Consider the following 13,876-nt stretch of genomic DNA (forward strand, 5'->3'; position numbering starts at 1 on the left):
GCCAATGGCCAGAAGTGAACGGCGAGTGAACCCCTGCCGAAAGTGCGGTGAGGTCACGGAACGCTCACGGGAAGAGCACGTGGAGATTCCGATACGGCGATCCCCGACCGCGCATCTCACGGACCTCAAGCGTGGCACACGCCCTCACCGCCCTCACGTTGCATCACACACTGCACCCATTCAACTACAGAGAGGAACAATCCCCAGACCGGCCCCCCTCTACGCCCCTCCAGCACCCCCGCCCGGCCACCAGGGCCGCGGGCCGCGCAGAATCGGGGGTCGCAGGGGCCGGCCCCCGGGGCCGGGACGGACGGAGGAGACGGAGGGGAGAGGGAGGAGAATCCGGGAACCCCGCTCCCACCAACCCCGTCTCGTTCCACGACCCACCACGCGGTGCACCGGGAGACGCACATGGAACGACGCATGTTCATCGGCGGCGCGGCCGCGCTCACCACCCTGACGGCCTCGGCCTGCACGGGCACCGGCCCCGGCCCCGCCAGCCGCGCCACGGACACCTCCCTGCGCACGACCACGACCACCGGCACGGGCATCGCGTCCCGGGCCTCCGCCGCCAACTGGGCCGCCCTGGCCCGCGACCTCGACGGCCCCCTCGTCCGCCCCGGCGACAAGGCCTGGTCGACGGCCCGGCAGCTCTACAACACCCGCTTCGACACCCTGAAGCCCACCGCCGTCGCCTACGTCGCCCACGCCGACGACATCCGAACGACCCTCGCCTACGCCAGGGCCCACGACATCAAGGTGTCGATACGCAACGGCGGCCACTCCTACGCGGGCTGGTCCTCCGGCAACGGCCGCCTGGTCGTGGACGTGTCGAAGCTGAACAAGGTCCGCACCTCCGGCGCTGAGGCGGTGGTGGGAGCCGGCTCGAAGCTCATCGACGTCTACCGCGCCCTGGCCGCGAAGGGTGTGACCATCCCCGCCGGCTCCTGCCCGACCGTGGGCGTCTCCGGCCTGACCCTCGGCGGCGGCCACGGCGTGGCCTCCCGCGCCTACGGCCTGACCTGCGACAGCCTCACCCAGGCGACGCTGATCACGGCCGACGGCAAGCAACTGACCGCGAACGCCACCACCAACAAGGACCTCTTCTGGGCCCTACGAGGCGCGGGCAACGGCAACTTCGGCGTGGTCACCGAACTCCGCTTCAAGACCCACACCGCCCCCCAGGGCGTCACCGCCTACCTCACCTGGCCGTGGTCCAGGGCCGCCGCCGTGGTGAAGGCCTGGCAGGAGTGGGGCCCGACGCAGGCCGACGAGATCTGGTCCTCCTGCCACCTGGAGAACGGCGGCGGCCCGTCCGTCGCGGTCGCCGCCTTCTCCCTCGGTACCTACGGCGACCTGGAGAACGCCCTCGACCGCCTCGCCGACCGCGTCGGCACCCCGGCCCGCAGCGTCTCCCTCAGGCGCCGCTCGTACGAGGACGCCATGGAGGGCTACGCGGGCTGCGGCTCCTTCTCCACCGACGCCAAGTGCCACCTGCCCGGCTCGACCCCGGGCCGCTCTCCCCAGGGCGCGCTGGGCCGCGAGACGTACGCGGCGCGCTCGGACTTCTTCGACCGCTCGATCTCCTCGGCGGGCATCCAGACCCTGCTGACCCAGATCACGGGCGTGAAGGGCGGAGCCGGCAGCATCGCCCTGACCGCCCTCGGCGGCCAGGTCAACCGCGTCTCCCCCACGGCCACGGCCTTCGTCCACCGCCGCTCCCGCATGCTGGCCCAGTACCTCGCCTCATGGAAGAGCGGCGCCTCGGGCACGACGGCCCAGTCGTGGCTCACCACGGCCCACAGGTCCATGACCCGCCACGCCTCGGGCGCCGCCTACCAGAACTACACCGACCCCACCCTCACCGACTGGCGGAAGGCCTACTACGGCGACGCGGCCCCCCGCCTGACCACCCTGAAGAAGAAGTACGACCCGAACCGCTTCTTCACGTTCCCGCAGGCCCTGTAGGCCCAGTGAGGGGCGCGGGGAACCGCGCGACAAGCCCCCACGAACCCGCACCCGCCGAACAAGCGACCCCCCGAGCTACTGGGCGCTCAGGGGGCGAAAGGGCCGGGGAACGAAAGGGCCGAGGGGCGATAGGGCCGGGGGTCGAAAGGGCCGGGGGTCGAAAGGGCACAGCCCCTGGGGATGGGACGGGTAGGGGCGGCGGGGGGCGAACCCGTCCCAGGCGCACCCGGGCCAGGCAGCAAGCCACGGCGCAGCCGACCCCTCAGGCAGCCAGATCCCGCTCCTCCGCGGAAGCCCCACCCACCCGAGCCCCCGGAATCACCGCACGCCCCCCGTCCCGCCCCCGAGCCCGCACAACCCACCCCACCCGAGGCGACCGCTCCACCGCCTTCATCAACGGCGTGAGCAGAGCCATGGCAAGCGGCGACAGCAACAGCACGACAGCGGTCCCCAAGGCGAACCCACCGATCACGTCGGTCGGATAGTGCACCCCCATGTACACCCGGATGAACCCGCCCAGCAGCCCGATCACCAGCCCGACCATCCCGAACCTCCGGTTGGCGACGAACAACCCCACCGCCATGGCCATGATCAGCGTCGCGTGATCGCTCACGAACGAGTAGTCGGTCTTGCCGGAGACCAGCACCTCCAGCCCCTCATGATCGAGAAAGGGCCGAGGCCGCTCCACGAAGCCGCGTATCGGCACGTTCACCAGCACGGCGACCCCGGCGGCGAGCGGCGCCCACAGCAACGCGGCCACGGACGAGGCGGCATCCTCCCCGCCCCGCTTCCGCACGCCCCACCAGCACCACACGATCAGCAGCACCATCGCGACGAGCAGCCCGTACTCACCCACGAACTCCATCACCCGGTCGAGCCAGGTCGGCGCGTCCTTGGCGAGGCCGTTGATCTCGTACAGCAGCTCGACGTCGGGATTCGATCCGGAATCAGCGGCAATTGCGGCATGCGCGGCGAGTCCAGCCATCGTGCTGCGGCCCTTTCGTCATCGTTCTCGCGACCGCACCCTTACGTGCGCCGCGCTTGCCACCCCCGTGGTCTACGTAGTGCTTCCGCGTGAGCGTCAACGGGCTACGTCAATCAGGAACGCACACTCCCCTTCAATGCGTTCCACCCTCCACCGAATGATCACGCAGACGTTATCGAAGAGAGACACATCTCTGCAGCTCAGGGCAGGGGTTCACAGGCAATTACGGCGCCGTCAGACCGCTGTGGGCAATGCTTTCGCGCCATCTTCGGTGACCCGGGTGGCGCCGAAGTAGTCGGGGGTGTCAATCGGGTCGAAACGGATGACGGCCCCCGTGCGCGGAGCGTCGATCATATATCCGCCCCCGACATAAATTCCGACGTGCCGAATGGCGCGGGAGTTGGTGAGGTCGTCGGAGAAGAACACCAGATCCCCGGGCAGCAGCTCATCCCGTGAGGGATGCGGGCCGGCGTTGTACTGATCGTTGGCGACCCGCGGCAGCGTGATCCCCACGGTCTTGTACGCCGCCTGCGTCAGCCCCGAGCAGTCGAAGCGTCCGCCCTGCTCAGCGGTGCCGGTGCCACCCCACAGATACAGCGTCCCGAGCTTCTTCTGCGCGTACGCGATGGCCCCGGCCGCCTGCTCGCTCGGATCGACCCGCGACGTGGGCGCGGCGAAGCTCTCCGACAGCGTGGTGATCGTCTTGACGTAGTTCTGCGTCTCCTTGTACGGCGGCACTCCCCCGTACTTGATGACGGCGTACGCCCCCGCGTTGTAGGAAGCGAGCATGTTCGCCGTCGGATCACCGGGTACGTCCTTCACGTACTTCGCGAGCGAGCAGTCGTACGAGGCGGCCGACGGAATCGCGTCATTCGGGTCCCAGACGTCACGATCCCCGTCCCCGTCCCCGTCGAGCCCGTGCGTGGCCCAGGTCCCCGGGATGAACTGCGCGATGCCCTGCGCGGCGGCGGGGCTCTGCGCCTTCGGGTTGAACCCGCTCTCCTGGTACAGCTGTGCGGCCAGCAACGCCGGATTGATGGCGTCGCACAGATTGCCCCACTTCTGCACGAGCGTCTGATACGCGGCGGGCACGGCGCCCTTGGCCAGCCCGACGGACTTCCCGCCGATGCCGCCCGCGAGGTTCCCGGCGACCATGTAGACACCCACGACCAGCAACAACACGAAGCTGAGCCCAACGCTGCCGGCAGCGATCACCACGATCCATGCCTTACGCACCGTCAACCGCCCCTCACCGCGCGCCAGTCCGCCGTCAGCAAGTGTAGAGCGGACCCCGTCCCGACGGAATGATCACTCGGCGGCCCCACGGTCGACCCACAGCAGCTTCCCACCCTGCGAGACACCGAGGTTGCGCAACACGGACACGCCCCGATCCTCGGAGCAGGCGCGTACGAGCCGCAGCCCCCGCCCACCCTCGGCGTCGAGCTCGACAGGCCGGGCGTCCTCGGTGAACCCCACCGGCACCCGCCGGTCCCGGTCCCCCACCCCGACACGCAGCCTCCCACCGATCGCCAGCACCCGCAGGCCGTACTCCTGCGCGGTGTGCCGATGAGCATTGGTGAGCAGCTCTGCAGCCAACAGTTCGGCGGTGGGGGTGAGTTCGGAGAGCCCGTGGGCATCGAGCACGGCCCGGAGGGTGGCGTGGCCGACGCCTGGAGAGCGGGGGTCCCGGGGGAGACGAAGGGTGTAGTTCCAGGACGGGGAACCGTGGCCCGGAAGTCTCCGATCACAGAGGGGAGTTGGTCGGATACCACTCCTGGGGGACAAGGTAGTGTCGAGGTTTAAGTTGTTAGACCTAGCAGCGCGAACTTCTTCAGTGTTTATACGTGTGGGTGACACAGCCCGCCGAAGGAGAGCAACCTTGGCCATGAGAGGCAGCCCCACCGGGCGTCAACTCCGGCTGGGTACCGAACTCCGCAAGATGCGCGACCGAGCAGGCCTGACCTCGACCCAGGCCGCGCAACTGCTCGGCATCAAGCAGAACCAGGTCAGCAACATCGAGGCCGGCCGCCACGGCGTGAGCCCCGAGCGCCTGCGCACCATCGCCTGCCACTACGACTGCTCGGACAAGGCCCTGGTCGACGCGCTCACCGCCATGCCCCCCGACCGCAAACGGGGCTGGTGGGAGGAGTACCGCGAGCTGCTCTCCAGTGGTCTGCTCGACCTGGCCGAAGCGGAGCACCACGCCCACTCCTTGCGCAGCACGACCACGGCCCGCGTCCCCGGACTGCTCCAGACCCGCGAGTACGCGCTCGAAATCTTCCGCCAGGCGGTCGTCGAGCTCTCGCCGCCCGACATCGAGCACCGGCTCTCGTTCCGCATCAAGCGGCAGGCCGTCCTCTTCCGCGGGGAGAACCCCACTCCGTACGCGGCGATCGTCCACGAGGCGGCGCTCCGCATGAAGGTCGGCGGCCCCACGGTCGCCCGGCAGCAGCTGCAGCACCTGCTCGACATGAGCGAGCGGGACCACGTCACCCTGCGCGCCGTCACCTTCGACGTCGGCGCCTATCCGGGATCGGGACAGTCGATCTACTACTTGCACGGCGCCGTACCGCAGCTGGACACCGTCCAACTGGACCAGTCCCACGGCGCCACATTCGTCGACGCCGAGGCCCAGTTGCACAAGTACCGGACCCTCTTCGACCGGATTGAGGCGATCGCGCTCAACCCCGACAAGACCCGGGACCTCATCCACAACGTGATGCGAGACCTGTGAGGGAACGCCCATGACGCCGTACTGGCAGAAGTCCTCCTACTGCAGCGAAGGCGAGGCCTGCGTCCACATAGCCACCGGACCCGCCACCATCCACCTCACCGAATCCGCCGACCCCACCCAAGCCACCCTCACCACCACCCCCTCCTCCTTCCGAGCCCTCCTCCACGTACTCAAACCCGACAGGGAACCCACCCGTGTCTGACATCCCCCAGGACCTCGACTGGATCCGCGCCGCCCCCGACGACGCCACCGGCCCCGGCCCCTGGATCGAACTCGCCTTCGGCGAGGGGAACGGCGAGGACGACCCGGAAGCCCCCGTCTACATCCGCGAGACGAGCGCCCCGGACAACGTCGTGACCACGAACCGCCGCAAGTGGGACGCGTTCGTACTGGGCGTACAGGCAGGCGAGTTCGACCACTTCGTGGAGGGGGTCGAAGGCTTCGAGCCGACGGTGCGGCAGCCGGAGGCCTAGGTTCTGGCCCGAGCGACACCCTCCCCATTGTCCTGCAGCTCACAGCCGGGTAACACCCGGTGTTACCGTGGTGGCATGGCAACCGTACGTTTCTCGATCAGCATGCCCGCCACCGTGCGCGACCGAATCAAAGAGCACGCCGCAGACGCCGGACTCGACGTCTCCACCTTCTTGACCATCGCCGCACAGGCACAGATGGACCAGCAGGACCGGGTGAGGAAGATCTTCGAGCCCTTCGAGAAGGCCCGCGAGGAGGCCGAGGAGCAGGCCGGTACGGGAATCTGGGCAGGTGACGACATCGAGCCGACAAAGGCGGAGCAGGCGGAAATCGACGCGATCCTCGGCCACGCGCCGCGCAACGAGGCCGCCGCGTGAACGTGGTCGTCTACGACACGGGGATGTTGATGGCCCTGGTCGGTCAGGACCGCCGGGCACACGTCCTGCACAAGGGCTTCGTCGCGGCCGGGGGGCACAAGCCGATCATCCCCGGTCCCGCCCTGTCACAGGCATGGCGGACAAGCCCGAAAACGGCCTACGCCTGGAAGCGGCTCCTTGCCGATGCTTTCGTGTATCCCGCCGACAGGGCCCGATACCCGGATGACCTGCCCCCTCGCTGTCTTCCCTGCGCGGGCGGAGTGAACATCGAAGGCTGGAAGACACTCGGCGACATGATCGGCTCTGCCGCCCTGCCACCGAAGAAGCGCCCTGACCCGGTCGACGCCCTTGCCGTACTCATCGCCGCCGGCCACGGCGGAGGCAGTGTTCTCACCTCGGATCGCGACGACATCGAGGCATACGCCGCGACACTCCCCGGCAGCAATGTCTCCGTCGTCGCCGTGTGACCTGCGGCCCGCGCCTGCCTCCCGCAGCCGCGCCGCCTCTTCCCTGGCCGCCTCCAGTACTCCTTGTGGAGCTGGAACGCTTCGACGAGCGCGGCGTTGAACTGCTCCTCGTCCCGCCAACGCCTCAGGTACGCCCCGTCACGTGTCGAACTCGCCTACCCAGGACCGCTCCAGCAGATTCTTGGGCAGATACTCGGACTCGACCTCGATGGGCATACCGACGTCGTAGGCGAGGCAGGCTACGGCGAGGGGGCCGAGGGCGACGGTTCCGCTGATGGACTCCCGCCGGTCCTCGTCCGCGTTCCAGTACTCCTTGTGGAGACGGAGCGCCTGGAGAAGCACCGTGTTGAACTGGGTCTCGTCCCGCTTGAGGAACTGCAGGAACAGATCGAGCGGTGGATAGAGGATCTTCAGCATCAGCTCGCGGTCGGCGATTCGGAGCCCGCCCGGGTCGGTACCCTGGAATGCCGCGGTGAACTTCTCGCTGAGACCCGGCCGTTCCATCCAGTACGCCTGCAACGCGTCGGCCCAGTCGTAGATGTACTCGTCGTACACCGCTCCCGACGCTCGCAGCAGCTCGATCGGCACATCACAGAGCTTTGTCATCCGGTCCTGGTCACGGCAGATGATCGACAGCCAGAACGCGGTGATCCAGTTTCCCGCGTCGGTGAAGTGCTGAGCACCGATGGCCGGGATGGTACGCATCTTATGGGCGATCCGGCACTCCACCGAGGCCTCGGTCGTGCTGGCCGCGGAGAACAGGGCGGAGCCGATCTGCAGCGCCGCCACCCACGCTTCCCAGGTCTCGGACTTGTCGGCGGTGGGGTCGTGAAGACAGTGCAGTTCCGCCGTGCTCAGGGCGCTGCTGAAAGTCAAGCCGAACGCTTCGGGAAACTCCGGGAGCCTCTCCACGTCCTTGAGGAGGTTCCGGTCACACATCTCGATGAAGCTCGTCGGGTCCCCGGCGGGAACTTCATCCTCGCGTGGCACGCGTGTGGTCACTTGTTGCTCCCGGCCTTGCCAAGGTTGAACTGCGCCATCTCATAACCAGCATATTTGCCGTCCGGGGTGGCGTCCGCCTTCACCAGGACGTAGTCCACCTGGTCCTTGAGGAGGGCTTCCTCAAGCTTCGTCGCGAGTGTCATCTCTTCCGCATTTCCCGCCTTCTTTGCCCTTTCCTGCATTTTCTGGACAATGGTCTCGAAATATTCCCGGGTGCCCTGTTGCACACGGTTTCCCAGGTGGCTTGTGCGTTCGCCCACCTGAGCTCTGGGAGACCCCTTGGCCTCGACGACGACGTACCCGCCACCCGGCTTCTCATAGATCTGGTCGAACCGATTGTTGCCGAAGACCCCGTCGTCCACGCGCCGCGCACCCGCATAGTGGTCCGGTATGGCATGGTGCTCCGCGACCCGCTCGCCGAACAGCTCGCTCTGCTTGAGCATGTCGCCGTGCAGCGGGGAGTGCGCGGCTTCGGCGGCGTCCATCGCCGCCTCCGCCTCGGCCGTCCGGTTCGTCATGTACTCCTTCTCGGCCCGGGTCAGCGCCTTCTCCGCCGCCTTGTCGGCCGTGATGGCGTCACGACGCGTCAGCGCCCATTCGTCGAGTCGCTTCAGCACACCGCTTTCGACGTTCGTCCGAACCCCGGTGCCATGTGGGTTCGGATCCAGGTATTTCGCCTGGATGGCGGGCGGCAGGTCGCTCTTGGATATCCACTTGGTGGGATCTGCCGGGTCCCGCACCAGAATGGGCAGACGCTGTCCGAACACCTCTGCCGAGGCCGACCTGCGGTAGCCGTTCGACCGGTAATGGTCCTTGAACCAGCGCGGATCGCTGTTGGCGAGATCCACATGTCGTTGCATGACGGCCCGCGCGTCCGACTGGCCGGAACGCCCCGCCTCCGACCCGCCTCCGTCTCCGGCCCCTTCGCCCGTCCGGCCGCCCGGACCCGCCGACTCGTCACCGAGCCCACCCGCGTCACCGGCCGCGTCGTCACCGGACCGGCCCAGATCGTCCAGCACACCCGGCCCGACCGCGCCGCCTGTCCGGGGCGGCAGACCATCACCGCCCCGGCCGCCGCCCGCAGTGACGCTGTCACCCCCTCGGCCGACGACCCCGGCGCCGTCCCCCACACGCGTACCGACCCCGGCACCCGCGGTCTCCCGCACACCCGACGTCCGCTCCCCCCGAGCCCCGGCCTCCCCCGCCCGCCGCTCCGCGGTCCCCTCATGGCGGATGCTGTCCAGCGACTCCCGCACCGTCCCGTCGGCGTTGTGCATCACCAGCGTCTTGGTGTCGAGGTAGACGACCTCGCCCTCGGGGGTCGTCATGCGGACGGAGTTCTCGGGGGTGAGCCCGGCCGGGAGGTCGTCGGCGATGTTCGGCGGTTCGGCTATCCGGTACGTGCCCTCGCCGAGCCTGACATGCGTACCGTTCGTGATCCCTCGCAGCCCGGCCATGACATCGCTGATCTTCACGGCGGTCCCGCCGATGCTCTTCGCGATGTACGTCATCGGGTCGACGATCCGCCCCGCCTTGCCCGCGAAGGAGATGGCCTTCGCGATCGCACCGGCCTTACCGGTCGCCGCGACCGCTCCTCCCGCCCCACCCGTGAAAACGGTCGTCAGGACGTTGAACGTCACCGCCCCCGCCGCCCGCGACGGGTTCTTCCCCCACTCGTCGTACGCGATCAGCGCCTTCCCGGTCTCCACGACCGCCGTACGGGAGTCGCGCAGCCAGGAGGGGAGTTTGTCGGCCGGGGTAAGCCAGTACGCGGCACCGAGCGGCGTTCCCGTGATCAGGACGCCGGTCGCGAGCTTGCCGAGGCCCACCCAGGCCTGGCCCGCCGCGTCCCAGCCGTTGAAGCCGACCAGGGTGCCGAGGCCCTTGATCGTGCCCCACACGCCGTCCACGACGAAGCCGACCGTGAAGTCCCAGGCGTGCTCGTGGAAGTAGTACCAGGGGTTGGACTCCTCGACGACGTCCCCCCACGGCAGCCCGCCGGCGTTGTTCAGGTCCTCGGCCCGGTAGCCGTACGTGTTCTCTTTGTCCGACCCGTCACCGACGGCGAGCGGCTCCCCGCCGACCAGCGCGACGATCTTGTTGTGGCAGTCCCGCTCTGCGGCCTGAAAGGCGGTCCAGGCTGCGTTCACCGCGTTGCGGCGGGCCGTGTTCTCGTCGATGAGGTCACCGTCCGCGACCCAGTCGTCGTCGTCCGCGACGCGCCGTTCGAAGGCCGCCGCCTCCTCGCGAAGCGAGTTCAGCCTGTCGACCAGGGGCCGGACCTCCGCCGCGTAGTCGAGCAGCGCCTTGGAGACCGTGCCCAGCTCGGTCTGCAGGTCGTGGCCGGCCGCCGCGACCGGCGCGGTCGTCGCGAAGAGCTGGTCGGCCTCCGGGGCCTTGTAGAAAGGTTCCAGCAGATGGAAGTTGGCGTCGATCAGCAGACCCGCGGCACCGATCGCCGTCCCGTCGAACGCGATGTCCCCGGCGTCCGTCTCCAGCTGCTCCAGATTCCCCGTGAACTCCGGTATCTCGGCCGAGACAACGGGCCTCTCCTCGCTCACGCCTACCCCCGTGGACGCCGTCGCAGATACGTTCCCTCAACTCGAGGCCCAGCCAGCTCACCTGACGCACGGACACATGGGGCACCCAGTCGATCATTTGTACCAAGATTGCGATCGCGATCCCATGCAGTTCTGGCCAAAGCTCGACCCCACCGGGACATCGAGCCCCACACACGACCCTTACGTCCACATCAGGCACACTCGAACCCCGGAGAACACCGGATCGACAGAACAGGCCCGACGCCCCGTCAGAAGCGGGGCCGAGCAAGCCCCCAGAGGCGACGAAAGGGGAATAACGACGGAACCACACCACAGGTTCCGTTTCATCCTCATTGCCCGACGTGACCTGCCGTGATACACAGAGTGACGATGCGACCCTTCGCTCACCGTTCCGCGCCCCCCGTCAGGGGCCCACGCGGGCCGACGGCAAGGGATCCGTACGAAAACCGCCAATCAATGACGCCAAGTCGACATACGTCAGCGCCATTGTCGGCGAGAATGGGCCCGACCTCTGCGCACCCGCGCGGAGGCGTGCGGAGCGGACGCCGAGGCGCACGCCCCGTACAGCCACGAAGACAACAGAACTACCCATTAGGGGCGGTGACTTACATGTTCGTTGCGGCCGACAAGGGCGACATCACCACCATCATCGGCGGAATCGCCCCGGACTGGGGGCCTTTCGGCAGCCTGGGCAACGAGGCGCGCGTGATGATCGAGGTCGTGATGGCGATCGCCATCCTTCTCTGCCTCGGCATCGCGATCTGGGGCGCGGCCAAACAGCGCATCGGCGCGACCGCCCTGCGCGACACCTTCAGCGCCGAACAGGGCAAGGGCCTCATCATCGCCGGCCTCACCGGCGTCTTCATCATCGGCTCCCTGGGCACCCTCTTCACCATCGTGTACGGCATGGCCGTGTAGCGCGGCGGCCCGCCCTCGTCCCGGCCGGGCCGCCGACTGCGCCCAGTTCCCCCGCCCACCCCACCCGTCCGTCGTGCCCACCGGCTGAGGTTGCGTTTCCCTGATGTCGAGTCTCCACACCGCGCCCGCGCGGGAACCAGCGCGGCTACCGTCGTACTGCTACGCCTTTCGGTACGACGTCGAAGTTGAAGGGGCGACTGCGGCATGAGTCTCGGCGACGAGCAGGGGTACGGCGAGTCCTCACGCTCCGGTGACGACGCGTACGGGGGATACGCCGGCACCGGCCAGACCCGAACCCGCCTCCCCGAAGGCGGCGGCGACCCCTACGGCGGTGCCCCGCGCCGCCCCCGCTCCTCCTCCAGAAGCCTCGTCACCATCGTCGGCGTCGTCGTCCTCCTCATCGCCGCGATCGCCTTCGCGAACCGAGGCGGCGACAGCACCACCACCGACGACTCCGGCAACGACAAGACGGAGACGGCCCCTACGGCGGCTTCGGGGGAGCGACCGGTCACCACGAAGACCGGCGGCATCCCCTCCGGCTTCGCCCACGACCAACAGGGCGCCGAATCGGCGGCGGCCAACTACTCCGTGGTGCTGGTCTCGGCCGACATCCTCAAGCCCGCCCGGCGGAGCGAGATCGTGCAGCAGGTCTTCGCCTCCGACAAATCAGCCGATCTGGAAGACAGTCTGAACCGCGTCTACAGCAAGAACTTCCTGACCAAGGTCGGCCTGGATGAGAACGGCAACGCACCGGACGGCAGCACGTACGTCTCACGCACCATGCCGGTCGGCACCACGACCACCAGCTACTCGGACAACACCGCGATCGTCGAGGTCTGGTGCACAGGTGTGTTCGGTATGGCATCCGAAAACACGACCAACCCGGTCACCAGCGACTGGTTCACCATGACCCTCCAACTGCGCTGGGAGAACGACGACTGGAAGGTCGACAGCTTCGCGCAAAAGGAAGGCCCCGCGCCGGTCAACGGCGACAACAAGGTCTCGACGTCCGACGAGATCTCGAAGGCTGTCGAGGAGTACGGAGGGTTCACCTATGCCCGGTAAATCACGCCGTGCACTCAGGGTCACCGCAGCGTTCACAGCCGTACAGACCGCGCTCCTCCTGCTCGCGACACGTGCCGTCGCCGCACCTACACCATCCCCCTCTTCCAGCGGTGATTCCTGCTCATTGCTCTCCGGCGCGGCCCGGGAGTACTGCGAGAGCGACAACGGTGGCGGTGGCGGAGGGTCGGGGACCACTCCCAACGACCTCACCACCACCCTCGACCCCCTCTCCTCCCTAGCCCAAGGCTGCGCCGACGCCGCCTCCTGGACCATCGACAAACTCTCCGCCGCGGTCAACGACACCGCGAACGTCGACTTCACGAACCCCAAGTTCCTGCAGCAGTACGCCGTCGTGTTCGCGGCGTCGACCATCCTCACCCTCGTCCTGTGGCTGCTCGCGGTCGCGAAGCGGGCCGTGCGGGGCGTCCCCCTCACCACGGCCCTCTCGGAGGCCGTCGGCTTCCTCTGGCTGACCGTCCTCGCCTCCGCCTTCACCCCCCTGATCCTCTACACCATCGTGTCGGCCACCGACGGCGTCACCGACGTCCTCGCCAAAGCCACCGGCGACCAGACGGACACCTTCTTCGGCACCTTCTCCGGCGCCCTGAAGAAGGGCGAGGACATCGGCGGCGGCCCGATCATGCTGATCGTCGTCTCCCTCGTCTCCATCCTCGCCGCCGGCGTCCTCTGGCTGGAGCTGGTCATCCGCGCCGCCCTGCTCTACGTCGGCGCACTCCTCGGCACGGTCGTCTACGCCGGCCTCGTCGACAAGAACCTCTGGGGCCACGTCCGCCGCTGGGCGGGCATCATGATCGCGGTCATCCTCATCAAACCGGTGATCGTGATCGTCCTCGGCCTCGCCGGCGCACTGTCCGCGGACGACGGCCCCAACGCCTTCTCCGCCGTCGTCTCCGGCCTCGCCATCATCCTCCTCGCCATCTTCGCCTCGGCGATGATCTACCGCTTCGTCCCCGGCTTCGGCGACGAGATCGCGGGCTCCCGCAACAACCGCATCATGCGCGGCGCCGAGAACAAGGCCGCCGCCGTGATCAGCTCCCCGGCCAGCCTCGTCGCCCAGGGCATCAAGACCCACAGCTCCCGGGCCGACAACAACGGCGGCGGCGGGAACAACACCCCCCGCCCCGCCAACCCCGCATCCGGCGGCGTGGCCGCCCACAGCTCGCGCCCCGCGAACGGAGGCGGCGGAAATCTCCCCGCCGCACCCCCGCCCCGCACGAGCCCGATCAACACCCCCCACGCCGGCAACACCCGCAACAGCAACCGCACGGGAGGTGAAGGGCGTTGACGACTGATTCCCACGCGGCCCA

14 protein-coding genes are annotated in these 13,876 nt (G+C 68.3%); 9 read left to right on the plus strand and 5 right to left on the minus strand.

Annotation, left to right across the window (positions count from 1 at the left end):
- The first annotated feature begins 411 nt into the window (after positions 1-411).
- Complete coding sequence (locus tag STRBO_RS0138195; protein WP_005476946.1) at positions 412-1,968, plus strand: FAD-binding oxidoreductase; 1,557 nt, start codon at positions 412-414, stop codon at positions 1,966-1,968.
- Positions 1,969-2,230: 262 nt separating this feature from the next.
- On the opposite strand, the gene STRBO_RS0138200 is transcribed toward STRBO_RS0138195, so the two are convergent.
- The 3 genes from STRBO_RS0138200 to STRBO_RS0138210 all read right to left on the minus strand — a co-directional run bounded on the left by STRBO_RS0138200 (position 2,231) and on the right by STRBO_RS0138210 (position 4,597).
- Positions 2,231-2,953: a phosphatase PAP2 family protein gene (locus tag STRBO_RS0138200; RefSeq protein ID WP_005476947.1), complete on the minus strand. Its 723-nt coding sequence runs from the start codon at positions 2,951-2,953 to the stop codon at positions 2,231-2,233.
- 234 nt (positions 2,954-3,187) lie between these two features.
- Positions 3,188-4,195 carry a C40 family peptidase gene (locus tag STRBO_RS0138205; protein WP_020665676.1) on the minus strand — a complete coding sequence of 336 codons (1,008 nt, stop codon included), beginning with the start codon at positions 4,193-4,195 and terminating at the stop codon, positions 3,188-3,190.
- 66 nt (positions 4,196-4,261) lie between these two features.
- Complete coding sequence (locus tag STRBO_RS0138210) at positions 4,262-4,597, minus strand: ATP-binding protein (protein WP_005476949.1); 336 nt, start codon at positions 4,595-4,597, stop codon at positions 4,262-4,264.
- A 241-nt stretch (positions 4,598-4,838) separates the two neighbouring features.
- Here STRBO_RS0138210 and STRBO_RS0138215 point away from each other — a divergent pair, with 241 nt between their 5' ends.
- The 5 genes from STRBO_RS0138215 (at position 4,839) to STRBO_RS0138235 (ending at position 7,002) form a co-directional block, all read left to right on the plus strand.
- A complete protein-coding gene (locus STRBO_RS0138215) occupies positions 4,839-5,687 on the plus strand; it encodes a helix-turn-helix domain-containing protein (RefSeq protein WP_020115742.1) in 849 nt (282 codons plus the stop codon).
- 10 nt (positions 5,688-5,697) lie between these two features.
- Positions 5,698-5,889: a DUF397 domain-containing protein gene (locus tag STRBO_RS0138220; RefSeq protein ID WP_005476951.1), complete on the plus strand. Its 192-nt coding sequence runs from the start codon at positions 5,698-5,700 to the stop codon at positions 5,887-5,889.
- The gene (locus STRBO_RS0138225) at positions 5,882-6,160 is read left to right on the plus strand and encodes a hypothetical protein (RefSeq protein ID WP_005476952.1); all 279 of its coding nucleotides are present in this window, start codon (positions 5,882-5,884) and stop codon (positions 6,158-6,160) included. Before STRBO_RS0138220 ends, STRBO_RS0138225 begins: the two co-directional genes overlap by 8 nt.
- A 75-nt stretch (positions 6,161-6,235) precedes the next feature.
- Entirely contained in the window at positions 6,236-6,535 is a 300-nt protein-coding gene (locus STRBO_RS0138230) for a hypothetical protein (protein ID WP_005476953.1), read from the plus strand.
- Entirely contained in the window at positions 6,532-7,002 is a 471-nt protein-coding gene (locus STRBO_RS0138235; protein WP_005476955.1) for a hypothetical protein, read from the plus strand. The genes STRBO_RS0138230 and STRBO_RS0138235 overlap by 4 nt, the downstream gene beginning before the upstream one ends.
- A gap of 138 nt (positions 7,003-7,140) precedes the next feature.
- Here STRBO_RS0138235 and STRBO_RS0138240 read toward each other — a convergent pair whose 3' ends face one another.
- Complete coding sequence (locus tag STRBO_RS0138240) at positions 7,141-8,004, minus strand: immunity 49 family protein (RefSeq protein ID WP_005476960.1); 864 nt, start codon at positions 8,002-8,004, stop codon at positions 7,141-7,143.
- Positions 8,001-10,565, minus strand: coding sequence for a hypothetical protein (locus STRBO_RS0138245; RefSeq protein ID WP_005476962.1), 2,565 nt, complete (start codon positions 10,563-10,565; stop codon positions 8,001-8,003). The genes STRBO_RS0138240 and STRBO_RS0138245 overlap by 4 nt, the downstream gene beginning before the upstream one ends.
- 609 nt (positions 10,566-11,174) lie before the next feature.
- On the opposite strand from STRBO_RS0138245, the gene STRBO_RS0138250 reads away from it, so the two are divergent.
- The 3 genes from STRBO_RS0138250 (at position 11,175) to STRBO_RS0138260 (ending at position 13,854) form a co-directional block, all read left to right on the plus strand.
- Complete coding sequence (locus tag STRBO_RS0138250; RefSeq protein WP_005476966.1) at positions 11,175-11,483, plus strand: hypothetical protein; 309 nt, start codon at positions 11,175-11,177, stop codon at positions 11,481-11,483.
- Positions 11,484-11,687: 204 nt separating this feature from the next.
- The gene (locus STRBO_RS0138255) at positions 11,688-12,548 is read left to right on the plus strand and encodes a DUF8175 domain-containg protein (RefSeq protein WP_005476967.1); all 861 of its coding nucleotides are present in this window, start codon (positions 11,688-11,690) and stop codon (positions 12,546-12,548) included.
- Complete coding sequence (locus STRBO_RS0138260; protein ID WP_028797091.1) at positions 12,538-13,854, plus strand: hypothetical protein; 1,317 nt, start codon at positions 12,538-12,540, stop codon at positions 13,852-13,854. The genes STRBO_RS0138255 and STRBO_RS0138260 overlap by 11 nt, the downstream gene beginning before the upstream one ends.
- Positions 13,855-13,876 lie beyond the last annotated feature (22 nt).

It is taken from the genome of Streptomyces bottropensis ATCC 25435, from assembly GCF_000383595.1.
Taxonomy (GTDB): domain Bacteria; phylum Actinomycetota; class Actinomycetes; order Streptomycetales; family Streptomycetaceae; genus Streptomyces; species Streptomyces bottropensis.

What these genes read in the sequence shown, in the direction of transcription:
- STRBO_RS0138195 (WP_005476946.1), top strand. Translation starts at nt 412, where the DNA reads ATGGAACGACGCATGTTCATCGGCGGCGCGGCCGCGCTCACCACCCTG.
- STRBO_RS0138200 (WP_005476947.1), bottom strand. Translation starts at nt 2,953, where the DNA reads ATGGCTGGACTCGCCGCGCATGCCGCAATTGCCGCTGATTCCGGATCG.
- STRBO_RS0138215 (WP_020115742.1), top strand. Translation starts at nt 4,839, where the DNA reads ATGAGAGGCAGCCCCACCGGGCGTCAACTCCGGCTGGGTACCGAACTC.
- STRBO_RS0138220 (WP_005476951.1), top strand. Translation starts at nt 5,698, where the DNA reads ATGACGCCGTACTGGCAGAAGTCCTCCTACTGCAGCGAAGGCGAGGCC.
- STRBO_RS0138230 (WP_005476953.1), top strand. Translation starts at nt 6,236, where the DNA reads ATGGCAACCGTACGTTTCTCGATCAGCATGCCCGCCACCGTGCGCGAC.
- STRBO_RS0138250 (WP_005476966.1), top strand. Translation starts at nt 11,175, where the DNA reads ATGTTCGTTGCGGCCGACAAGGGCGACATCACCACCATCATCGGCGGA.
- STRBO_RS0138255 (WP_005476967.1), top strand. Translation starts at nt 11,688, where the DNA reads ATGAGTCTCGGCGACGAGCAGGGGTACGGCGAGTCCTCACGCTCCGGT.
- STRBO_RS0138260 (WP_028797091.1), top strand. Translation starts at nt 12,538, where the DNA reads ATGCCCGGTAAATCACGCCGTGCACTCAGGGTCACCGCAGCGTTCACA.